This is a genomic window from Pseudomonas fuscovaginae SE-1, assembly GCF_000364705.1.
GTDB classification, from domain to species: Bacteria; Pseudomonadota; Gammaproteobacteria; order Pseudomonadales; family Pseudomonadaceae; genus Aquipseudomonas; species Aquipseudomonas fuscovaginae_A.
Genome location: NZ_AQOH01000067.1, coordinates 16,159 through 33,361, shown reverse-complemented (window position 1 = coordinate 33,361; position 17,203 = coordinate 16,159). Strand labels below are relative to the sequence as shown.

The following is a 17,203-nucleotide window of genomic DNA, read 5'->3' as shown; positions in this document are numbered from 1 at the left end:
GCAATGCCCGTCATTGCCCAGCTTCTGACAGCCATTCTCCTGACTTGCCTGAGCCTGACGGCCCGCGGCGAGCGACTGCGTATCGTCACCGAACCCTGGGCGCCCTATGTCTTCGAGGAGAATGGCCAGACCAAGGGACTGGACTACGAGACCACGGCGATCGTCTTCCAGCGCCTGGGGATCGAGGTGGAATGGCAGTTCCTGCCCTGGAAACGCTGCCTGGCGATGCTCGAACAGGGCAAGGCCGACGGTGTTCTGGACATCTTTCACAGCAGTCAGCGCGACGACAAGCTGCTCTATCCCGCAGAAGCCCTCTCCGAAGTGGAATTCGTGCTCTTCTACGCCAAGGCCCACCCCCACCCGTTCGACAGCCTGGATGACCTGCGCGGGCTGACCGTGGGCGTCTCCCCTGGTTACCAGTACAGCCCGCAATTCAATGAATCGCGCCTGTTCCGACGCGAACCGGCTCCCAGCCAGGAATCCAACTTCGGCAAGCTCGCGCTGGGGCGCATCGACCTGCTGATCACCGACCGCCGCGTCGGCCAGCATGTGCTCAACGAGTTGAATCTGCAGGAGCGGATCGTCCAGTACCCGACCGTGATCAGCCGTAACCGGCAATACCTGGCCCTGCGCCGCAATACCGGCATGGACCTGCTGATGCAGCGATTCAACGCCGAACTCAAGCGGTTCAAGCGCGAACCGGCCTATGCCGAACTCAACGTCCGCTATGCCGGCTCGCCCGACAGCGGAAAAAAGCAGTGAACCGTTGAGCAGCAGGAAAGCGGCACAGACCGATTGCTCTGTTATACTCCGGTGTTCCCGCCAGGCTTACGCCCGGACGCTCGACCTTGCATCAGGTATTCCGACACAGTGACCTGCGCCGCCCAAGAGCCAGCGCGCGCCGTGCGTAGAGCCTCAAGATCCAGCATTACCGGACGGGATTGCGTCCTCCAGGACCGAACAGGAAAACGCCGCACACGCTGCCGGCCGCTTTCGTTCAGCTCCCAGATGCCATTCGCGCCAGGCAAGATTCCCATCGGGCTTTGCCCTAACTGAACAGGATTACTCATGTCCTTTGCTTCCCTCGGTCTCTCCGAGGCTTTGGTCGGCGCCATCGAGGCTGCCGGCTATACCGAGCCTACTCCGGTGCAACAGCGGGCCATTCCCGCCGTGTTGCAAGGTCGCGACCTGATGGTCGCGGCACAGACAGGTACTGGTAAAACCGGCGGCTTCGCCCTCCCGATTCTGGAGCGGTTGTTCCCCAACGGTCACCCGGACAAATCCCAGCGTCACGGCCCGCGCCAACCGCGCGTTCTGGTCCTGACCCCGACCCGCGAACTGGCCGCCCAGGTGCACGACAGCTTCAAGCTCTATGCCCGCGACCTGAAATTCGTCAGTGCCTGCATTTTCGGCGGTGTCGGCATGAACCCGCAGATCCAGGCCATGGCCCGTGGCGTCGACGTGCTCGTCGCTTGCCCGGGGCGCCTGCTGGACCTGGCCGGGCAAGGCAGTGTCGACCTGTCCCACGTGGAAATCCTCGTGCTGGACGAAGCCGACCGCATGCTCGACATGGGCTTCGTCCATGACGTGAAGAAGGTCCTCGCGCGGCTGCCGGCCAAGCGGCAGAACCTGCTGTTCTCGGCGACCTTCTCCAAGGACATCACCGACCTGGCCAGCAAGCTGCTGCACAACCCGGAACGCATCGAGGTGACGCCGCCGAACACCACGGTCGAGCGTATCGAACAGCGTGTGTTCCGCCTGGCCGCCAGCCACAAGCGCGCCCTGCTGGCCCACCTGATCACCACCGGCGCCTGGGAACAGGTGCTGGTGTTCACCCGCACCAAGCACGGCGCCAACCGCCTGGCCGAGTACCTGGACAAGCACGGCCTGACCGCCGCGGCGATCCACGGCAACAAGAGCCAGAACGCCCGCACCAAGGCCCTGGCCGACTTCAAGGCCGGCGAGATCCGCATCCTGGTCGCCACCGATATCGCCGCCCGCGGCCTGGATATCGACCAATTGCCACATGTGGTCAACTTCGAACTGCCGAACGTCGATGAAGACTACGTGCACCGCATCGGTCGTACCGGCCGCGCCGGTCGTTCGGGCGAGGCGATTTCCCTGGTCGCCCCGGACGAAGAGAAGTTGCTGAAAAGCATCGAGCGCATGACCAGGCAGAAGATCGCCGACGGCGACCTGATGGGCTTCGACGCCAGCGCCGTGGAAGCGGAAAAGCCGGAAGCGCGCGAGCGTCCGGAAGGCCGCAACCCGCGCAACGCCCGGGCTCCGCGTGGCGACGGCGGCGGCAGTGGCCGCAAGGACAAGGGCAAGGACAAGGGGGGCAAGGAGAAGTCGGCGAACAGTGGTCGCGGCGAGCGTCCGGCCCGCGAGCACAAACCTCGCGAGCAGCAGCCCCAGCAGCGCCAAATCCCGCGCCCGGCGCCGGATCGTGACCCGGAAGAGTTCCTCGATGATGACGTGGACAACTTCGGTAACCGTGTCGACTACGTACCCCAGGCCGCCAAGCCACAGGGCCGTGGGCGTCGTCCTGGCGGCGGCGGACAAGGCGCAGCCCGTGGCGGTGCCCCCCAGGGCCAGGGCCGGCAGAATGGCCAGCGCGGCAGCAACGGCGCAGGTGCTGGCACGGGCACCCAGAAGCGCAATGGCCGCAATGGCGCATCGCGCGATGGTCAGCCGCGTCGCGACGACTCGCGCAACCGTCGTCCGGCCCGTGACGATCAGGCGTTCCGCCAGGAACCGGCGGTGAAAAGCCCACGTGAGAACCAGCCGAAAATCATGCACAAGGAGTCGAAAATCGATCGCTCCCTGACGCCTGAACAGTTGGACCAGTTGCCGAACCGCCCACGCGGTGAAAAACCGGCGTTGCTGACCCGCAACCGCTGATGTTTCCCAGGCAATGAAAAACGCCCCCGGCTCGCGAGAACCGGGGGCGTTTTTCATTGTGGCCCGCTTCTCCGGCAGGAAGGAGTAGGGTTTGCCCGCGAAGCCATGCCCATCGGCCCCTTCGCGAGCAAGCTCTGCTCATGCCGGGAAGGTGTTACTTGGCCTGTACGCCTTCGAAGGAGATGTCCAGGTCCAGGGTCTGGGAAGACGGGCCCGGCCCCTTGATGCCGAAATCGTTCAGGTTGAGGGTGGTGGTACCGTTGAAGCCGGCACGGTAGCCGCCCCATGGGTCCTTGCCTTCACCGTTGAAGGTGGCCTTGAAGGTCACCGGCTTGGTCACGCCGTGCAGGGTCAGGTCACCGGTCACGTCAGCCGTCTTCTCGCCAGTGGATTTGACACTGGTGGAGACGAACTTGGCTTCCGGATACTTGGCAACGTCCAGGAAGTCCTTGCTGGCGATGTGCTTGTCACGCTCGGCGTGGTTGGAGAACAGGCTGGCGGTCTTCAGTTCGACCTCGATCTTGCTCGCTTCAGGCGCCTTGGCGTCGAAGCTGAACTTGCCGCTCCAGTCCTTGAAGGTACCGTGTACGAAGCTGTAGCCCAGGTGGCTGATCTTCCAGTCGATGAAGGCGTGCTGGCCTTCCTTGTCGATCACGTAGTCAGCGGCCATCGCCTGACCGGCAGTGAACAGTGCAGTACCGATTGCCAGGGCGGCGAGAGTCTTTTTCAACATACTTCTATTCCTTTTGAGTCGAGGTTGAACATCAGGCTTTGCGACCCAGCATGCGGGTCAGCGTCGCATCACGATCGATAAAGTGGTGTTTCAGCGCGGCCAGGCCATGGAGAACGGCAAAGATAACCACGGTCCAGGCCAGGTACAGGTGCACCGTGCCAGCCACATCCGCCTGGTCGGGGATGCTGGAAATCCAGGCCGGCACGTCGAACAGATTGAACACCGGAATCCCGACACCTTCTGCGGTGGAAATCAGGTACCCGGAGAACATCAGGGCGAAAAGGCCCAGATAGAGGAACGCATGGCCGAACTTCGCCCCCAGTCGGGTCAGGCGGCCATGATTGGACGGTGCCGGCGGCGGCGGGCTGACGAAGCGCCAGACCAGCCGTACGACCATCACCGCGAACAGGGTCAAGCCGATACTTTTATGCAGATCCGGAGCGGCCTTGCGGTACTCGCTGTAGTAGTCGAGACCGACCATCCACAAGCCCAGCGCAAAAAGACCGAAGACCACCAGAGCCACGCCCCAGTGCAGGAACATGCTGACTGCACCGTAGCGGGAAGAGGAATTACGTAGCTGCATGGTCGAAGACATCCTGTAAGTACTGCGCCCAAGACTAATGGTTTACCTATCGAATTAAAGCGAAAAATTTCGCTTTGAAATATCGAGAAATACGATCATAAGTCTGAAACGAGCGGGTTAAGAAAATATTAAGGTCGCCGCCTATCCGGAACACGCCAGGACGCGACTTTATTCGGCGTGCCGGAAGATCATCGCGGCAAATGCTGCGTGCCACGCCGACCGGGCGTTTCATCCGCTACGTTGTGCCTGGATGCCTTGCACGGGTTGTCCCATTGCCCGGCATTGCATAGGCTTGCGCGATTGTTGGCCCGCGCCTGTCGCGAGGCGCCCGTGGGAGATTGGAAATGAGCCTGAACAACCGGTGGATGCAACGCGACCTCGCGGTGCTGTGGCATCCCTGCACCCAGATGAAAGATCACGAGCAACTGCCGATGATCCCCATCAAGCGCGGCGAAGGCGTGTGGCTGGAGGATTTCGATGGCAGGCGCTACCTCGATGCCGTCAGTTCCTGGTGGGTCAACGTGTTCGGCCACTGCAACCCGCGCATCAGCCAGCGCATCAAGGACCAGGTCGACCAGCTTGAGCACGTGATCCTTGCCGGTTTCAGCCACCAGCCGGTGATCGAGCTGTCCGAGCGTCTGGTGAAGCTGACGCCCGAGGGGCTGACCCGGTGCTTCTACGCCGACAACGGCTCGTCCTGCATCGAAGTCGCGCTGAAGATGAGCTTTCACTACTGGCTCAACCGTGGCCAGCCGCAGAAAAAGCGTTACATCACCCTGACCAACAGCTACCACGGCGAAACCGTGGCGGCGATGTCGGTGGGCGACGTGCCGCTGTTCACCGAAACCTACAAGGCGCTGCTGCTGGACACCCTCAAGGTACCAAGCCCGGACTGCTACCTGCGTCCGCAAGGCATGAGCTGGGAAGAGCATTCGCGTAATATGTTCCAGGTGATGGAACAGACCCTGGCGGACAACCACCAGAGCGTCGCCGCGGTGATCGTCGAACCGCTGATCCAGGGCGCTGGCGGCATGCGCATGTACCATCCGGTCTACCTCAAGCTGCTGCGCGAGGCCTGCGACCGCTACGGCGTGCACCTGATCCACGATGAAATCGCCGTGGGCTTCGGCCGCACCGGCACGATGTTCGCCTGCGAGCAGGCCGGTATCCGTCCGGACTTCCTCTGCCTGTCCAAGGCGCTCACCGGTGGCTACCTGCCCCTGGCGGCGTGCCTGACCACCGACGAGGTCTACGACGCGTTCTACGACGACTACCCGACCCTGCGCGCGTTCCTCCACTCCCACAGCTACACCGGCAACCCGCTGGCCTGTGCGGCGGCGCTGGCGACCCTGGATATCTTCGAGCAGGACAACGTCATCGAGAACAACCGGGCCCTGGCCCGGCGGATGGCCAGTTCCACCGCCCACCTGGTCGATCACCCGAACGTCGCCGAAGTCCGCCAGACCGGCATGGCCCTGGCGATCGAGATGGTCCAGGACAAGGCCAGCAAGACCGCCTACCCCTGGCAGGAACGCCGTGGCCTCAAGGTGTTCCAGCATGCCCTGGAACGCGGCGCCCTGCTCCGCCCGCTGGGCAACGTGGTGTACTTCCTGCCGCCCTACGTGATCACCCCGGAGCAGATCGACTTCCTCGCCGAAGTGGCCAGCGAGGGGATCGATATCGCCACCCGCAGCACGATCAGCGTGGCGGTGCCGGAGAATTTCCACCCGGATTTCCGTGATCCGGGCTAGGATGCCGGCCCAGGCTACACATCATTCCGATATTCAGAGATCCACCATGAGACTGTCCCGCTTCTTCATCGACGCCCCGCTGAGCCTCGGCGAACACGCACTGCCGGAAGCCCAGGCCCACTACATCGGCCGCGTGCTGCGCATGGCCGAGGGCGACGCGCTGCAGGTGTTCGACGGCTCGGGCAACGAATTCCTCGGCAGCCTGCTGGAAGTCGGCAAGAAGCACGTACGCGTGCAACTGACCGAAAGCTTCGCCGGCCAGCCGGACTCGCCGCTGCACATCCACCTCGGCCAGGGACTGTCCCGTGGCGAACGGATGGACTGGGCGATCCAGAAAGCCACCGAACTGGGCGTGAGCGAAATCACCCCGATCGTCAGCGAACGCTGCGAAGTCCGGCTCAAGGACGAGCGGGCCGACAAGCGCCTGGCCCACTGGCGGCAGATCGCGATCAGTGCCTGCGAACAGTGCGGCCGCTCCACCCTGCCGGTGATTCATCCGCCGCTGACGCTGGGCGAATGGCTGAAGCAGACCCAGGCCGACCTGAAGCTGGTGCTGCACCCGGTGGCCGAACCGCTGACCAGCCACCCCAGGCCGGCCAGCCTGGCGTTCCTGATCGGTCCGGAGGGCGGCCTGTCCGACTCCGAAGTCGAACAGGCGGCCAAGGCCGGCTACCTGCCAGCCCGCCTCGGTCCGCGCGTGCTGCGCACCGAGACCGCGCCGGTCGTGGCCCTGGCGGTGGCCCAACAGCTGTGGGGCGACTTCTGATCCTTTGCCGGGGTCTCAGATCACGTACCAGAAGATCGCCACGAAGTGCAGCGCGCTGCCGGCGATCACGAACAGGTGCCAGATCCCGTGGGAGTGCCGCAGGCGGTGGTCCAGGGCAAAGAAGATGATGCCCAGGGTGTACAACGCGCCACCCGTGGCCAGCCAGATGAAACCGGCCATGCCCAGTGCCGCCAGCAACGGCTTGATCGCCACCAGCACGATCCAGCCCATCACCGCATAGATCACGATCGACAGGATCCGCGCCTCCGAGCGCGGCTTGATCTCCTGCAGCATGCCGATCACCGCCAGGCCCCAGACGATGCCGAACAGCGTCCAGCCCCAAGGCCCGCGCAAGGTCACCAGGCAGAACGGCGTGTAGCTGCCGGCGATCAGCAGGTAGATCGACAGATGATCGACCTTCTGCATGATCACCTTCGCCCGCCCGCGCACGCTGTGGTACACGGTCGAAACACTGTAGAGGGTCATCAGCGTGACCCCGTAGATCGCCACGCTGACAATCTTCCACGGGCTGCCATCGAGGCTTGCCATCACCAGCAGCCAGATCGCGCCGATGCTCGCCAGTACCGCCCCGACCAGATGGGTCCAGGCGTTGAGTCGTTCCCCGTGATACATGTACCGCCCACCTCCTATGCTTCAGGACACTTCATCAGGTTCGGTACCGGAGGGTCATGCCTGGCCCAGGCGCCCGATACCCTGTACAGCCGCTTCCTACCCTGAAAGAGGAAACAGGCTTCCGGATTTCGCTCCATAGATTAAAAAAAAAATACCGGGTGATACAGAAAATGGGAGTCCCGAATCATCAGCCCACGGAAGCCCACCATGACCCGCACCCTCCAGGCCTGGAACCGAGAAAAGCTGATCGAGCACTCGCTGTCCTGGATACACCGCCTCGACCGCGCCCAGGTCATCGAGATCGATTGCGCCCTGGACTATGCAACACGCCGGGGCAAATCGCCGCTGGACATGACCCCGCGTGACTTCCCCCTGCCGACGGTACATGAACTGCTGCAACGGGCCGTCCTGGAGACCGAGCACGGCTTCGGAGTATTCCTGATCACCGGCTTTCCCGTGGCCGACAAGACCCCCGAACAGGCCCGCCTGCTCGCCTGGGGCATCGGCCTGCACCTGGGCGTACCGCTGGTACAGAATCATGCAGGCGAGTTACTGGTTGATGTCCGTGACCGCCAGCAGCCGCATCAGGCGACCCATCGCAATCACATCACCAGCCGGTCCATGGAGTTCCACACCGATGCCTGCGACCTGACCACCCTGCTCTGCCTGCGTCAGGCGGCCCGCGGCGGGCTGTTCCGCCTGGCCAGCCTGCGGGCCGTGCACGACCGCCTGATGCGCGAGAACCCGGCGTTGTGCCAGGCGCTCTACCAGCCTCTGGCGTTCTACGACCCGACTCACGACAGCGCCAGCGAGCGGCGCTTCTTCCTCTGCCCGGTGTTCGCCCTGGAGCATGGCGTGTTCGCCAGCCGCTTCTATCGCCAGCGCAACCTCGATTGCGAGCGCCTGCCGGGGGCGCCGCGCCTGAGCAACATGGCCCGTGCCGCACTGAACGCGGTGCATGACACCGCCTGCCTGCCGGACATGTGCCTGGAACTGGAACTGCTGCCCGGCGACCTGCAGTTTCTCAACAACCACCTGGTCTGCCACGCCCGCACCAGCTTTACCGACAGCAGCCAGCCCGGCCGCCAGCGCCACCTGCTGCGCCAGTGGCATGCCACCGCCTGCAGCCGGGCACTGCCTGAGAGCTTTCTGCCGGCCTACGGCAACGTCAGGGCCAAGGCCCTGCGCGGCGGCTACCAGGGGTGTCCGGTCGATGAGCCGCTGCGAGCCTTCCAACAGCGGCTCGCGGCCCGCAACGGCCTGTCCGGTTGAGTGACGACGACAAAAAGCCCCAGCCAACTCGCCGGGACTTGGGCACAATCGGAGCATTCGAAAATGAGCCCGTCCCATGTTGATCGATGAAGAACTGACCCTGAAAAAGCTGCAAGTGTTCCTGGCCTTCATGCGCACCGGCAACCTGGCCCGGGCGGCGGCCGAGCTGCAGACCAGCAACGTCAGCGTGCACCGCGCCATCCATTCCCTGGAAAACGCCCTGCGCTGCCCGCTGTTCAAGCACGAGGGACGTAACCTGACGCCGCTGGAGAGCGCCTATGTGCTGGAGGAGCGGGCACAGAAACTGATCCAGGACGTGGTCGAAAGCGTGCGCATGACCCGCGAGGCCGCCGGTTTCTCCGCCGAGCGCTTCAAGCTCGGCTCGCTTTATTCGCTGACGGTGAAGACCGTGCCGCAGCTGATCATGGGCCTGAAGATCCGCCGCAGCGAGCTGAACATCGACCTGATCCTCGGCTCGAACATCGACCTGCTGTACAAGCTCAGGAACATGGAAGTGGATGCGATCCTGGTGTCGCTGGACGAAACCACCCATGATCCGGACTGCGGGCACCTGCCGCTGTTCTCCGACGATATCTTTCTCGCCACGCCCGCCGACTCGCCGTTCGCCCAGCAGGCCGAGGTCGACCTGGCGGACCTGCGCGACATGACCTTCATCACCCTGACCCAGGGCTTCGCCACCCATCGCGACGGCAACCGGGTGTTCGAACAGGCGGGTTTCGAGCCCAAGGTGGCGATGCAGGTCAACGACATCTTCACCCTGCTGAGCATGGTCAGTTCCGGCGTCGGCTACGCCCTGCTGCCCGGGCGGATCGCCGCGGTGTACGAGAACCGGGTGAAGCTGATTCCACTGCAGGCGCGCTACCACCTGCAGCAGCACATCGGCGTGGTGTTCCTCAAGGCCAAGGAACGCGACCCCAACCTGCTGGCGCTCCTGGCCGAGTGCCGGATGTACGCCAACCACCGCCCCTGAGCTCGCCACTGCATTTCTGTAGGAGCGCCGCCCGGCCGTCTCCTACAGAAGGGTCAACCCACCAGGCCACGCACGATGAAGAACAGCACCGATGGCCCAAGCAGGCAGCCCAGCCCGGTGTGGAAGGTCGCCGTCAACGCACCGTAGGGCACCAGCCGCCGGTCCGTGGCGGCCAGGCCGGCCGTGACACCACTGACCGTACCGGCCAGTCCACCGAACACCATCGCCGAGCGCGGGTTGTCCAGGCCCATCCAGCGCGCGGCCACCGGCGTGCCGACCATCACGATGATCGCCTTGATCAGCCCCGTGGCGATCGACAAGGCGATCACATCGGAACTGGCACCGATCGCCGCGCCGGTCACCGGGCCGACGATATAGGTCACCGCCCCGGCACCGATGGTGGTCATGCTCACCGCATCGCGATAACCGAAGGCCCAGGCCATGCCCGCACCGACAATGAACGGCAGCACGGTACCGAGCAACAGGGAAACCGCGCCAATCAGTCCGGCCTTCCTCGCCTCGGTGGCCTGTACCTCGAAGGCGGTCGCGACGATCGCGAAGTCACGCAGCATGGCGCCGCCCATCAGGCCGATACCGGAAAACAGCGCCATGTCGGCCAGGCCCTTCTGCCCACCGGTCAACGTGCCGCCGATCCAGGCCAGTACCAGGCCGATCACGATGGCGATCGCCGAACCATGGATGCGGCCCAGAGTCAGGTGCCGGGAGAGCAGCACCGACAGCCACATCACCACTCCGACCAGCGCGAACGCGGTGATCAGCCCATTGTGCTCCAATGCCTTCTCGACGATAGCCCACATGTCAGCGACCTCCCGCGACATGGGCATCCGCCACCGACGGCTCGGCCGGCAACGGCTCGCCCTTGTTGGTCCGGCTGATCAGGGCGATGGTGCAGCCACACAGCAGCACCGAACCGACGGCCGCCAGCACCGCCACCGGGCCACCGTGCAGCGCGGTGACCACGTTCTGGTTGGCCGCCATGGCGACCACCACCGGGATGTACATGGCGCCCCAGAAGCCGACGCCCATTTCGCACTCCTTGCTCATGCCGCCGTGCCTGTGCATCCACAACCGGGCGCAGATCAACAGGATCATGGCGATCCCGACCCCGCCGACATTGGACTTGACCCCCAGCAACACGCCGAGCATGTCTCCCAGAACCACCCCGGCCAAGGTACAGGCCGCCAGCAGTGCCACACCGTAAATAATCATTGTTGTTATCCTCGCATCGCATTGTCGAAGTTGTTGTTTTTGTCCTTCGAAGCAGCAGCCGGTCTCTATCGGTGGCGGCGTCCCTCCTCATCCAGCAGTGCCTTGAGACTGTCCAGCCGGGCACCGTCGAAGGCGATCACGCTGCCCTGTTCGAATACCCGTCGCGCCAGGCCGGTCAACACCGAGCCCGGTGGCAGTTCGATCTGCAGGCGCACACCGCGCTCGTAGGCGCTTTGCACGGTGCCGCGCCAATCGACGAGCCGGCACATGTTGAAGGCCAGGTCATCGCGAATCTGTTCGGCAGTCCGCAGCAGCCGGGCACTGCTGCCGCTCAAGTAGCCCAGGCGCGGCGCCCGCATCGGAACATCGGCGAATGCGGCCGCCAACGCCTGTGCCGGCTCCTCCAGCAACGGACAGTGGGACGGCACACTGACCGCCAGGCGCCGGGCCACACCGCCCTGTTTCATCGCGGCGCCAACCGCGGCCATCGCGCCATCGCTGCCGGCGATCACGCATTGGTTGTCGGCATTGATGTTCGCCAGGTAGACCGGCGTCTGTGGGCCATGGACCTGGGCCAATAACTTATCCACAGCCGCCAGTTCCAGACCGATCAACGCGGTCATGCCATAGCCCTGTGGATAAGCCGTTTGCATCAGTTGCCCGCGCAGGCTGACCAGGCGCAGGGCATCGCTGAACTCCAGTACCCCGGCCAGCACCGCCGCCGGGTAGGCGCCGATCGACAGGCCGGCGACATAAGCCGGTGACGAGGTGTCCTCCAGCAGCAGCCGGGCACCGGCCACGCCGGCGATCAGCAGGCAGAGCTGAACCGCGCGGGTCGAGGCCAGCGCCTGTTCCGTGTCCAGCAGCGCCAGGTCCTCTCCCAGCACCTCGCCGGCTTCGACCAGGCATTGGCGAACCACCGTCGCATCGGGCAGGCGCCGCAGCATGCCGGGCTGTTGCGCGCCCTGGCCGGGAAACGCCAGCAGGCTGCTCACGCTGCCTGCTCCGGCCGGTTCCAGGGATCGGCCACCAGCCGTGCGCCCGAGTCCGCCTTGAGCAGCACCCGTTGCGCCTGGCCCGCCCATTCAGCCAGCGCCACCGCACCCAGCGGGGTCTGCAATTGCAGGTCGACACGGCAGAACGGGTTGTCGAGCTGTTGCAGCAAAGCGGCAGCCTCGCGCCGCGACAGCACGTGGGGCGTGCGCAGGATCAGGTCCAGGTCGCTCTGCGCATGCAGGGTCGGCAGACCGGTCGCCAATTCGAAACCGGCACTGCCGCTGACGCCCCAGGCCAATCCCAAGGCATCGAGCAACGGCCGCAACTGGCGTAGCGCCCGCAACGCCGGCCAATCCCGCGTGGCCAGCGGACTGTCGACCAGTGCCTCCGGGCAGACCCGGCGCTCGACCCGTGCCCGCGGCAGCAACGTGGCAAAACGCTGCTCACGCAACGCCCCGCGTACGCCCACCGGCAGTTGCTCCGCGCTCGCCGGCGCCCGCCGCAGCACCACCGGCTGCCCCTGGTCCAGGGCCTCGGCCACCCAAGCCGGCGCCTGCGCCGGCAGTTGCTCCGGGCTCAGCCCCCAGAGCAGGTCGTGGGGAAGATAGGTATCGCTACGCATCGTCACTCACCACTGCTCGCGCAGCAGTTGCCGGACCCGGCTGGACGCAGCGCGGTTTTGCGCCCCCAGCCGTCCGCCCAGGTCCGTGCCGCGCTGCGTCGCGTCGCCGATGGCGGCGGCCAGGCAGTCCTGCACGCTCGCCAGATCCTCCGCTGTCGGCTGCTCGATCCGCTGCACATCAAGGACCTTCCAGAGCAGACCCAGGCTGGCATAGCTGTCGATGTCATAGGCCATCGGCGGTACGCTGGCGGCCAGGCTTTCCAGCTCCTCGACACTGCGCAGGGTCACCCGCGCCGCCGACGCCTTGCCCATGGCATGCACCATCACCCCCGGATCGCGCAGGGCGATCAGCCGGTTGGCCTGGTAGCCGTGGGCGAGAAACGCCCCGGACATCGCCTTGCCCACCAGCAACCCGATCACCGCATGCCCCGCCAGGCGGGCGCGGGCATAGCTGTCGGCGGCCGCGGCCAGGGCCAGGTGGATGCCCAGGGCTTCCTCGCGACGCCCATAGGCCTGGCTCGGCACATCGACGATGGCGATCAGTGCACGCTTGCGTGTGCTGGCAGCATCGGCGTCGATGACCTGATCCACCGCCCTGGCCAGGTTCCAACCTTCCAGCAGGCCGACTTCGCCGCTGCGGGCACGGGCAAAACGGTTGGCCGCATCGGGTACCACCGCCAGCAGCCGGGCCGGCTGGTCACCCAGGCGGATATCGGCGACCCTCAACGAAGCCGGCAGGCCGGCGATCTCGGCGGCGTCGCCAGCCAGGGCCTGGAACCAATGCAAACCGCGCAGTGACGGGGCGCTCATGGACGATCTCCTTGGAAAAGACGGCGAACGGTGGCGGGGTCGATCTGCGGTGCGGCATCCAGCGCGGCCAGCCGTTGCAGGTACCAGTCCGCCTGCCGGCTACGCTGGACCTCGGGCAGGCCGGCCTCCAGCAGGGCAGCGACCTGTTGCCGGATCGAGGCCACGTCATCACTCACATAACGATCCACCAGGCCACTGGCGAAACGCTGCTCGCCACCGGTCAGGCTCCAGATGAAGGGCCGGTCACGGGAGTCGTATTCCTCCAGCCCCGCCTCCTGTTCGATCACCTGCGGCCCATTGAGGCCCAGACGGGCCTCCCGGGTCACCACCAGGTAGCTGCACAGCGCCGCCGCGATGGACATGCCACCAAAGCAGCCGACACTGCCGGCCACCACGCCGATCACCGGCTGGTAGCGGCGCAGATCGACGATCGCCGCGTGGATATCGGCAATGGCCGCCAAACCCAGGTTGGCTTCCTGAAGGCGCACGCCACCGGTTTCAAGCAGCAGCACGGCACGGGTCGGGATGCCCTTGCGGTTGTCCTCGGCAGCCAGTTCCAGGGCGCCGGCGATCTTCGCGCCCCCCACCTCACCGAGGCTGCCACCCTGGAAGGCGCCCTCGATGGCGGCGATCACCACCGGCAGGCCATCGACACTGCCCTTGGCGATCACCACGCCGTCATCGGCCTGGGGCACCACCCCCTGGCGTTCGAGCCAGGGCGACATGACCCGGGCAAAGGGGTCGAGCAGCTCGCGGAAACTGCCGCTGTCGAGCAACGCCCGCGCCCGCTGCCGGGCACCGAGTTCGACGAAACTGTGCTTGTTCAACAGATGTGCGCTGTCAGTCATGGCCGATCTCCTCGAAGCCTTGTTCCAGGCGCAGGCGGACCACGCCCGGAGTGGCGCCGAAGTCGTGGATATCGATCGCCAGCGCCGGTGGCAGACGGCCGTCGAACAGGCGATCGAACAGGTGCTGCCAGCGGATGGCGCTGCCATTGACCGAAGTGGTCACCTGAATCGACAAGGTGCCGGGGCGACCGGGTTCGAGCAGCACTTCCAGGTCGCCGGAGCCGACGCAACCCACCAGGGCACGACCCTTGGGCGGTTGCCCGGCGGGGAATTCGAAGGACAGTTTTTCCATCACAAGGCTTCCTGTTCGAGACGATCGATCAGCAGGCAGGCCGCGAGCAGGTCCGCCGCGCCGCCGGGTGACGCATTCATCGCCAAAAGCTGTTGATCCAGTTCATGCAGGCGGCGCCGGCCGGCCAGGCTGGCACTGCCGCCGGCTTCCAGCACCGCGCGGGCACCCTGCTGCATGGCCTGCAGGCCCGGCAGGCCGGCGCGGTAGAGCACGCAGGTGTCGGCCAGGCAGGTCATGATCGCCAGCAACGCATCCAGCCGGGCGTTCTGCTCTCCGTGACCGGCCTGGCGGCTGCGCCGCAGTTGTGGCAGGCCGAGCCGGGTGACAACCGGGAAACCGAGCTGCGCCTCTTCCCGCGCGCCTCGGGCCCCATAACGCCGGGCCACTTGTTGTCCGTGGCTGTTTCCCTGCGGCGCATGCCGATCTTCCAGCAAGGCCAGGCGCGCGGCCCGCAGTGTCAGGCTCTCGGCGCAATGGGTGGCAGGCTCCAGAGCCGCGGCAGCCACCAGCAGACCCAGGGCCCAGATCGCCCCACGGTGGGTATTGACCCCGCCAGTGGTCTTGAGCATTGCCTGCTCGCCTTCGCGGCCGATACGTCCAAGGGCTTCGCGCAACGGCAAGTCGATTGCGGTAACTGAATGTGGCGAACGGGCTTGTTGTGGCGAGCGGGCTTGCCCGCGTTCGGCGGCGCAGCCGTCGTAAACCCTGGCGTCCAGATCAACCTGACACTCCGTGATCTCAGGTTTCAGGGTCGCTTCGCAACCCGACGCGGGCAAGCCCGCTCGCCACAAGGTTTGCTCTCGGCTGGATATCGCCGCATCGGCCATTTCCTTGAACATCGGCCACAAGGACAGTGCCGAGGCATGCATCAGGCCCAGGTGCAGGTCGCTGTGCGCACCGCTGCCACGCCGGTCCACCAGGGCCGGCTTGGGCGACAGGTCGGCCTCGTCGATCAGCGCTTCCACCGCGAAGTCCGCCAGGCGCTCGGACAATGAAAGGGATTGGGGCTGCAGATTGAAGGCGTGCATTTACCAGCTCCTGAACCGTGCGGGCGGGTTGTAGAGGCCACCGGACCACTCCACCAGGTCGGCCACGCTCTTGGCCGCGAGCAGTTCACGGCTGGCGTCGGTGCGGCGGATGCCCAGGTCCTCGGGCAGGGCGATAAGCCCTTCGCGCCGCAGCCGTGCCGTGTCCTCGGGCTTGTGTCGCAGGCCGATGGCGGTGACCCCGGCCACGGCGGCGATCATCGCCTGACGCTCCTCCAGGGAGCGGGCCTTGTACAGGTAGGCGATGCCCTCCTCGGTCAACAGGTGAGTGACATCGTCGCCATAGATCATGATCGGTGCCAGCGGCATGCCGCTTTTGCGTGCCACCTCGACGGCATCGAGGGTTTCGACGAAAGTCGGCTTACCGCCTTCCTGGAAGGTCTCGACCATCTGCACCACCAGTTTCTTGCCGCGTTCGAGCAGGGCCTCGGGGGCATCGCCGCTGTCCAGACGCATATCGAGCCAGGCCGGGGTACCATGCCGCCGGCCACGGGGATCGTGGCCCATGTTCGGTGCTCCGCCGAAGCCGGCCAGGCGACCACGGGTGACCGTGGAGGAATGACCGTCGCCATCGACCTGCAGGGTCGCGCCGATGAACAGGTCCACCGCGTACTGCCCGGCCAGTTGGCAAACCATCCGGTTCGAGCGCAGCGAACCGTCGCGCCCGGTGAAAAACACGTCCGGCCGGGCGGCGATGTAGTTCTCCATGCCCAGTTCGGTACCGAAGCAATGAACACTGTCGACCCAGCCGCTTTCGATCGCCGGAATCAGCGTCGGATGCGGGTTGAGCGTCCAGTTGCGGCAGATCTTGCCCTTCAGGCCCAGGGACTCGCCATAGGTCGGCAGGATCAGTTCGATGGCGGCGGTGTTGAAGCCGATCCCGTGGTTGAGCGACTGCACGTTGTGTTTTTCGTAGATCCCGCGAATCGCCATCATCGCCATCAGCACATGCACCGGCTTGATATGCCGCGGGTCGCGGGTGAAGAGTGGTTCGATGTAGAACGGCCGGTCGGCCACCACGACGAAATCGACCCAGGACGCGGGAATGTCCACCCGTGGCAACTCACTGACATCGTCGACCAACTGATTGACCTGGACGATCACGATGCCGTCGCTGAACGCCGCCGGCTCGATCAGCGCCGGAGTGTCTTCGGTGCTGGGGCCGGTGTAGATGTTGCCGGCGCGGTCGGCCATGAAGCCGGCGCTGAGCACCACGTTGGGAATCAGGTCCACCACCAGCCGCGCGTACAGTTCGATGTAGGTGTGGATCGCGCCGATTTCCAGCAGGCCGTCTTCCAGCAACTGACTGATGCGCAAGCTCTGGGTGCCGGCGAAGGAAAAGTCCAGCTTGCGGGCGATACCGCGCTCGAACAGGTCCAGGTGCTCGGCACGACCGACGCTGGGCATGATCATGTGCAAATCGTGGAGCCGGCCCGGGTCGACCTGGGCCAGGGAACGGGAGAGGAAATCCGCCTGCTTCTGGTTGTTGCCCTCCAGCACCACCCGATCGCCGGGCATGATCAGGGCTTCCAGGGCGGCGACGATCTGCACGGTCGGTAACACCACGCCATCGGCGAGTGCCCGCACCTGTTCGAGACGGCGCTGCTTCTCGGCACGGCGCCGCGTCCAGCGCGGGTCGGGGGAATTGGGGGTTGTCATGCTCGCTCCACGGGTTCGCTGTCGTGGACTAGACAGTAGGAGCGATTGCACAGGGCATCAATCAAGC

At 65.3% G+C, this 17,203-nt stretch carries 18 protein-coding genes; 6 read left to right on the top strand and 12 right to left on the bottom strand.

Annotation, left to right across the window (positions count from 1 at the left end; genetic code table 11):
- Positions 1 to 3: 3 nt before the first annotated feature.
- Positions 4 to 762 carry a substrate-binding periplasmic protein gene (locus tag K675_RS0107805; protein ID WP_017902951.1) on the top strand — a complete coding sequence of 253 codons (759 nt, stop codon included), beginning with the start codon at positions 4 to 6 and terminating at the stop codon, positions 760 to 762.
- Positions 763 to 1,068: 306 nt separating this feature from the next.
- The gene (locus K675_RS0107800; RefSeq protein ID WP_017902950.1) at positions 1,069 to 2,904 is read left to right on the top strand and encodes a DEAD/DEAH box helicase; all 1,836 of its coding nucleotides are present in this window, start codon (positions 1,069 to 1,071) and stop codon (positions 2,902 to 2,904) included.
- A gap of 154 nt (positions 2,905 to 3,058) precedes the next feature.
- Here the strand turns inward: K675_RS0107800 and K675_RS0107795 are convergent, their stop codons facing one another.
- Complete coding sequence (locus K675_RS0107795; protein ID WP_017902949.1) at positions 3,059 to 3,637, bottom strand: YceI family protein; 579 nt, start codon at positions 3,635 to 3,637, stop codon at positions 3,059 to 3,061.
- Between the two features lie 31 nt (positions 3,638 to 3,668).
- Positions 3,669 to 4,220: a cytochrome b gene (locus tag K675_RS0107790; RefSeq protein WP_026145017.1), complete on the bottom strand. Its 552-nt coding sequence runs from the start codon at positions 4,218 to 4,220 to the stop codon at positions 3,669 to 3,671.
- A gap of 344 nt (positions 4,221 to 4,564) precedes the next feature.
- Here K675_RS0107790 and K675_RS0107785 point away from each other — a divergent pair, with 344 nt between their 5' ends.
- On the top strand, positions 4,565 to 5,971 hold the full coding sequence (locus tag K675_RS0107785; RefSeq protein WP_017902947.1) for an adenosylmethionine--8-amino-7-oxononanoate transaminase: 1,407 nt from the start codon (positions 4,565 to 4,567) through the stop codon (positions 5,969 to 5,971).
- 46 nt (positions 5,972 to 6,017) lie between these two features.
- The gene (locus tag K675_RS0107780) at positions 6,018 to 6,737 is read left to right on the top strand and encodes a 16S rRNA (uracil(1498)-N(3))-methyltransferase (protein ID WP_017902946.1); all 720 of its coding nucleotides are present in this window, start codon (positions 6,018 to 6,020) and stop codon (positions 6,735 to 6,737) included.
- A gap of 15 nt (positions 6,738 to 6,752) precedes the next feature.
- On the opposite strand, the gene trhA is transcribed toward K675_RS0107780, so the two are convergent.
- A complete protein-coding gene (gene trhA / locus K675_RS0107775; protein WP_017902945.1) occupies positions 6,753 to 7,370 on the bottom strand; it encodes a PAQR family membrane homeostasis protein TrhA in 618 nt (205 codons plus the stop codon).
- Between the two features lie 207 nt (positions 7,371 to 7,577).
- On the opposite strand from trhA, the gene K675_RS0107770 reads away from it, so the two are divergent.
- Positions 7,578 to 8,642 carry a TauD/TfdA family dioxygenase gene (locus K675_RS0107770; protein ID WP_017902944.1) on the top strand — a complete coding sequence of 355 codons (1,065 nt, stop codon included), beginning with the start codon at positions 7,578 to 7,580 and terminating at the stop codon, positions 8,640 to 8,642.
- 76 nt (positions 8,643 to 8,718) lie between these two features.
- A complete protein-coding gene (locus K675_RS0107765; protein ID WP_017902943.1) occupies positions 8,719 to 9,633 on the top strand; it encodes a LysR family transcriptional regulator in 915 nt (304 codons plus the stop codon).
- A gap of 53 nt (positions 9,634 to 9,686) precedes the next feature.
- Here the strand turns inward: K675_RS0107765 and madM are convergent, their stop codons facing one another.
- From madM to mdcA, 9 genes are all read right to left on the bottom strand, one after another.
- The gene (gene madM, locus K675_RS0107760) at positions 9,687 to 10,451 is read right to left on the bottom strand and encodes a malonate transporter subunit MadM (protein WP_017902942.1); all 765 of its coding nucleotides are present in this window, start codon (positions 10,449 to 10,451) and stop codon (positions 9,687 to 9,689) included.
- A 1-nt stretch (position 10,452) separates the two neighbouring features.
- Entirely contained in the window at positions 10,453 to 10,863 is a 411-nt protein-coding gene (gene madL, locus K675_RS0107755) for a malonate transporter subunit MadL (RefSeq protein WP_017902941.1), read from the bottom strand.
- A 65-nt stretch (positions 10,864 to 10,928) separates the two neighbouring features.
- Entirely contained in the window at positions 10,929 to 11,858 is a 930-nt protein-coding gene (mdcH, locus tag K675_RS0107750; RefSeq protein WP_017902940.1) for a malonate decarboxylase subunit epsilon, read from the bottom strand.
- The gene (locus tag K675_RS0107745; RefSeq protein WP_017902939.1) at positions 11,855 to 12,481 is read right to left on the bottom strand and encodes a malonate decarboxylase holo-ACP synthase; all 627 of its coding nucleotides are present in this window, start codon (positions 12,479 to 12,481) and stop codon (positions 11,855 to 11,857) included. The genes mdcH and K675_RS0107745 overlap by 4 nt, the downstream gene beginning before the upstream one ends.
- A 6-nt stretch (positions 12,482 to 12,487) precedes the next feature.
- Positions 12,488 to 13,291, bottom strand: a complete 804-nt coding sequence (gene mdcE / locus K675_RS0107740; protein WP_017902938.1) for a biotin-independent malonate decarboxylase subunit gamma — start codon at positions 13,289 to 13,291, stop codon at positions 12,488 to 12,490.
- Positions 13,288 to 14,139: a biotin-independent malonate decarboxylase subunit beta gene (locus tag K675_RS0107735; RefSeq protein ID WP_017902937.1), complete on the bottom strand. Its 852-nt coding sequence runs from the start codon at positions 14,137 to 14,139 to the stop codon at positions 13,288 to 13,290. Before K675_RS0107735 ends, mdcE begins: the two co-directional genes overlap by 4 nt.
- Positions 14,132 to 14,431, bottom strand: coding sequence for a malonate decarboxylase subunit delta (locus K675_RS0107730; protein WP_017902936.1), 300 nt, complete (start codon positions 14,429 to 14,431; stop codon positions 14,132 to 14,134). The genes K675_RS0107735 and K675_RS0107730 overlap by 8 nt, the downstream gene beginning before the upstream one ends.
- A complete protein-coding gene (locus K675_RS0107725) occupies positions 14,431 to 15,459 on the bottom strand; it encodes a triphosphoribosyl-dephospho-CoA synthase (RefSeq protein ID WP_017902935.1) in 1,029 nt (342 codons plus the stop codon). Before K675_RS0107725 ends, K675_RS0107730 begins: the two co-directional genes overlap by 1 nt.
- Positions 15,460 to 17,136 carry a malonate decarboxylase subunit alpha gene (gene mdcA / locus K675_RS0107720; protein WP_017902934.1) on the bottom strand — a complete coding sequence of 559 codons (1,677 nt, stop codon included), beginning with the start codon at positions 17,134 to 17,136 and terminating at the stop codon, positions 15,460 to 15,462.
- Positions 17,137 to 17,203 lie beyond the last annotated feature (67 nt).

Coding starts and splice junctions, on each gene's coding strand:
- K675_RS0107805 (WP_017902951.1), top strand. CDS start 4: ATGCCCGTCATTGCCCAGCTTCTGACAGCCATTCTCCTGACTTGCCTG.
- K675_RS0107800 (WP_017902950.1), top strand. CDS start 1,069: ATGTCCTTTGCTTCCCTCGGTCTCTCCGAGGCTTTGGTCGGCGCCATC.
- K675_RS0107795 (WP_017902949.1), bottom strand. CDS start 3,637: ATGTTGAAAAAGACTCTCGCCGCCCTGGCAATCGGTACTGCACTGTTC.
- K675_RS0107790 (WP_026145017.1), bottom strand. CDS start 4,220: ATGCAGCTACGTAATTCCTCTTCCCGCTACGGTGCAGTCAGCATGTTC.
- K675_RS0107785 (WP_017902947.1), top strand. CDS start 4,565: ATGAGCCTGAACAACCGGTGGATGCAACGCGACCTCGCGGTGCTGTGG.
- K675_RS0107780 (WP_017902946.1), top strand. CDS start 6,018: ATGAGACTGTCCCGCTTCTTCATCGACGCCCCGCTGAGCCTCGGCGAA.
- trhA (WP_017902945.1), bottom strand. CDS start 7,370: ATGTATCACGGGGAACGACTCAACGCCTGGACCCATCTGGTCGGGGCG.
- K675_RS0107770 (WP_017902944.1), top strand. CDS start 7,578: ATGACCCGCACCCTCCAGGCCTGGAACCGAGAAAAGCTGATCGAGCAC.
- K675_RS0107765 (WP_017902943.1), top strand. CDS start 8,719: ATGTTGATCGATGAAGAACTGACCCTGAAAAAGCTGCAAGTGTTCCTG.
- madM (WP_017902942.1), bottom strand. CDS start 10,451: ATGTGGGCTATCGTCGAGAAGGCATTGGAGCACAATGGGCTGATCACC.
- madL (WP_017902941.1), bottom strand. CDS start 10,863: ATGATTATTTACGGTGTGGCACTGCTGGCGGCCTGTACCTTGGCCGGG.
- K675_RS0107745 (WP_017902939.1), bottom strand. CDS start 12,481: ATGCGTAGCGATACCTATCTTCCCCACGACCTGCTCTGGGGGCTGAGC.
- mdcE (WP_017902938.1), bottom strand. CDS start 13,291: ATGAGCGCCCCGTCACTGCGCGGTTTGCATTGGTTCCAGGCCCTGGCT.
- K675_RS0107735 (WP_017902937.1), bottom strand. CDS start 14,139: ATGACTGACAGCGCACATCTGTTGAACAAGCACAGTTTCGTCGAACTC.
- K675_RS0107730 (WP_017902936.1), bottom strand. CDS start 14,431: ATGGAAAAACTGTCCTTCGAATTCCCCGCCGGGCAACCGCCCAAGGGT.
- K675_RS0107725 (WP_017902935.1), bottom strand. CDS start 15,459: ATGCACGCCTTCAATCTGCAGCCCCAATCCCTTTCATTGTCCGAGCGC.
- mdcA (WP_017902934.1), bottom strand. CDS start 17,136: ATGACAACCCCCAATTCCCCCGACCCGCGCTGGACGCGGCGCCGTGCC.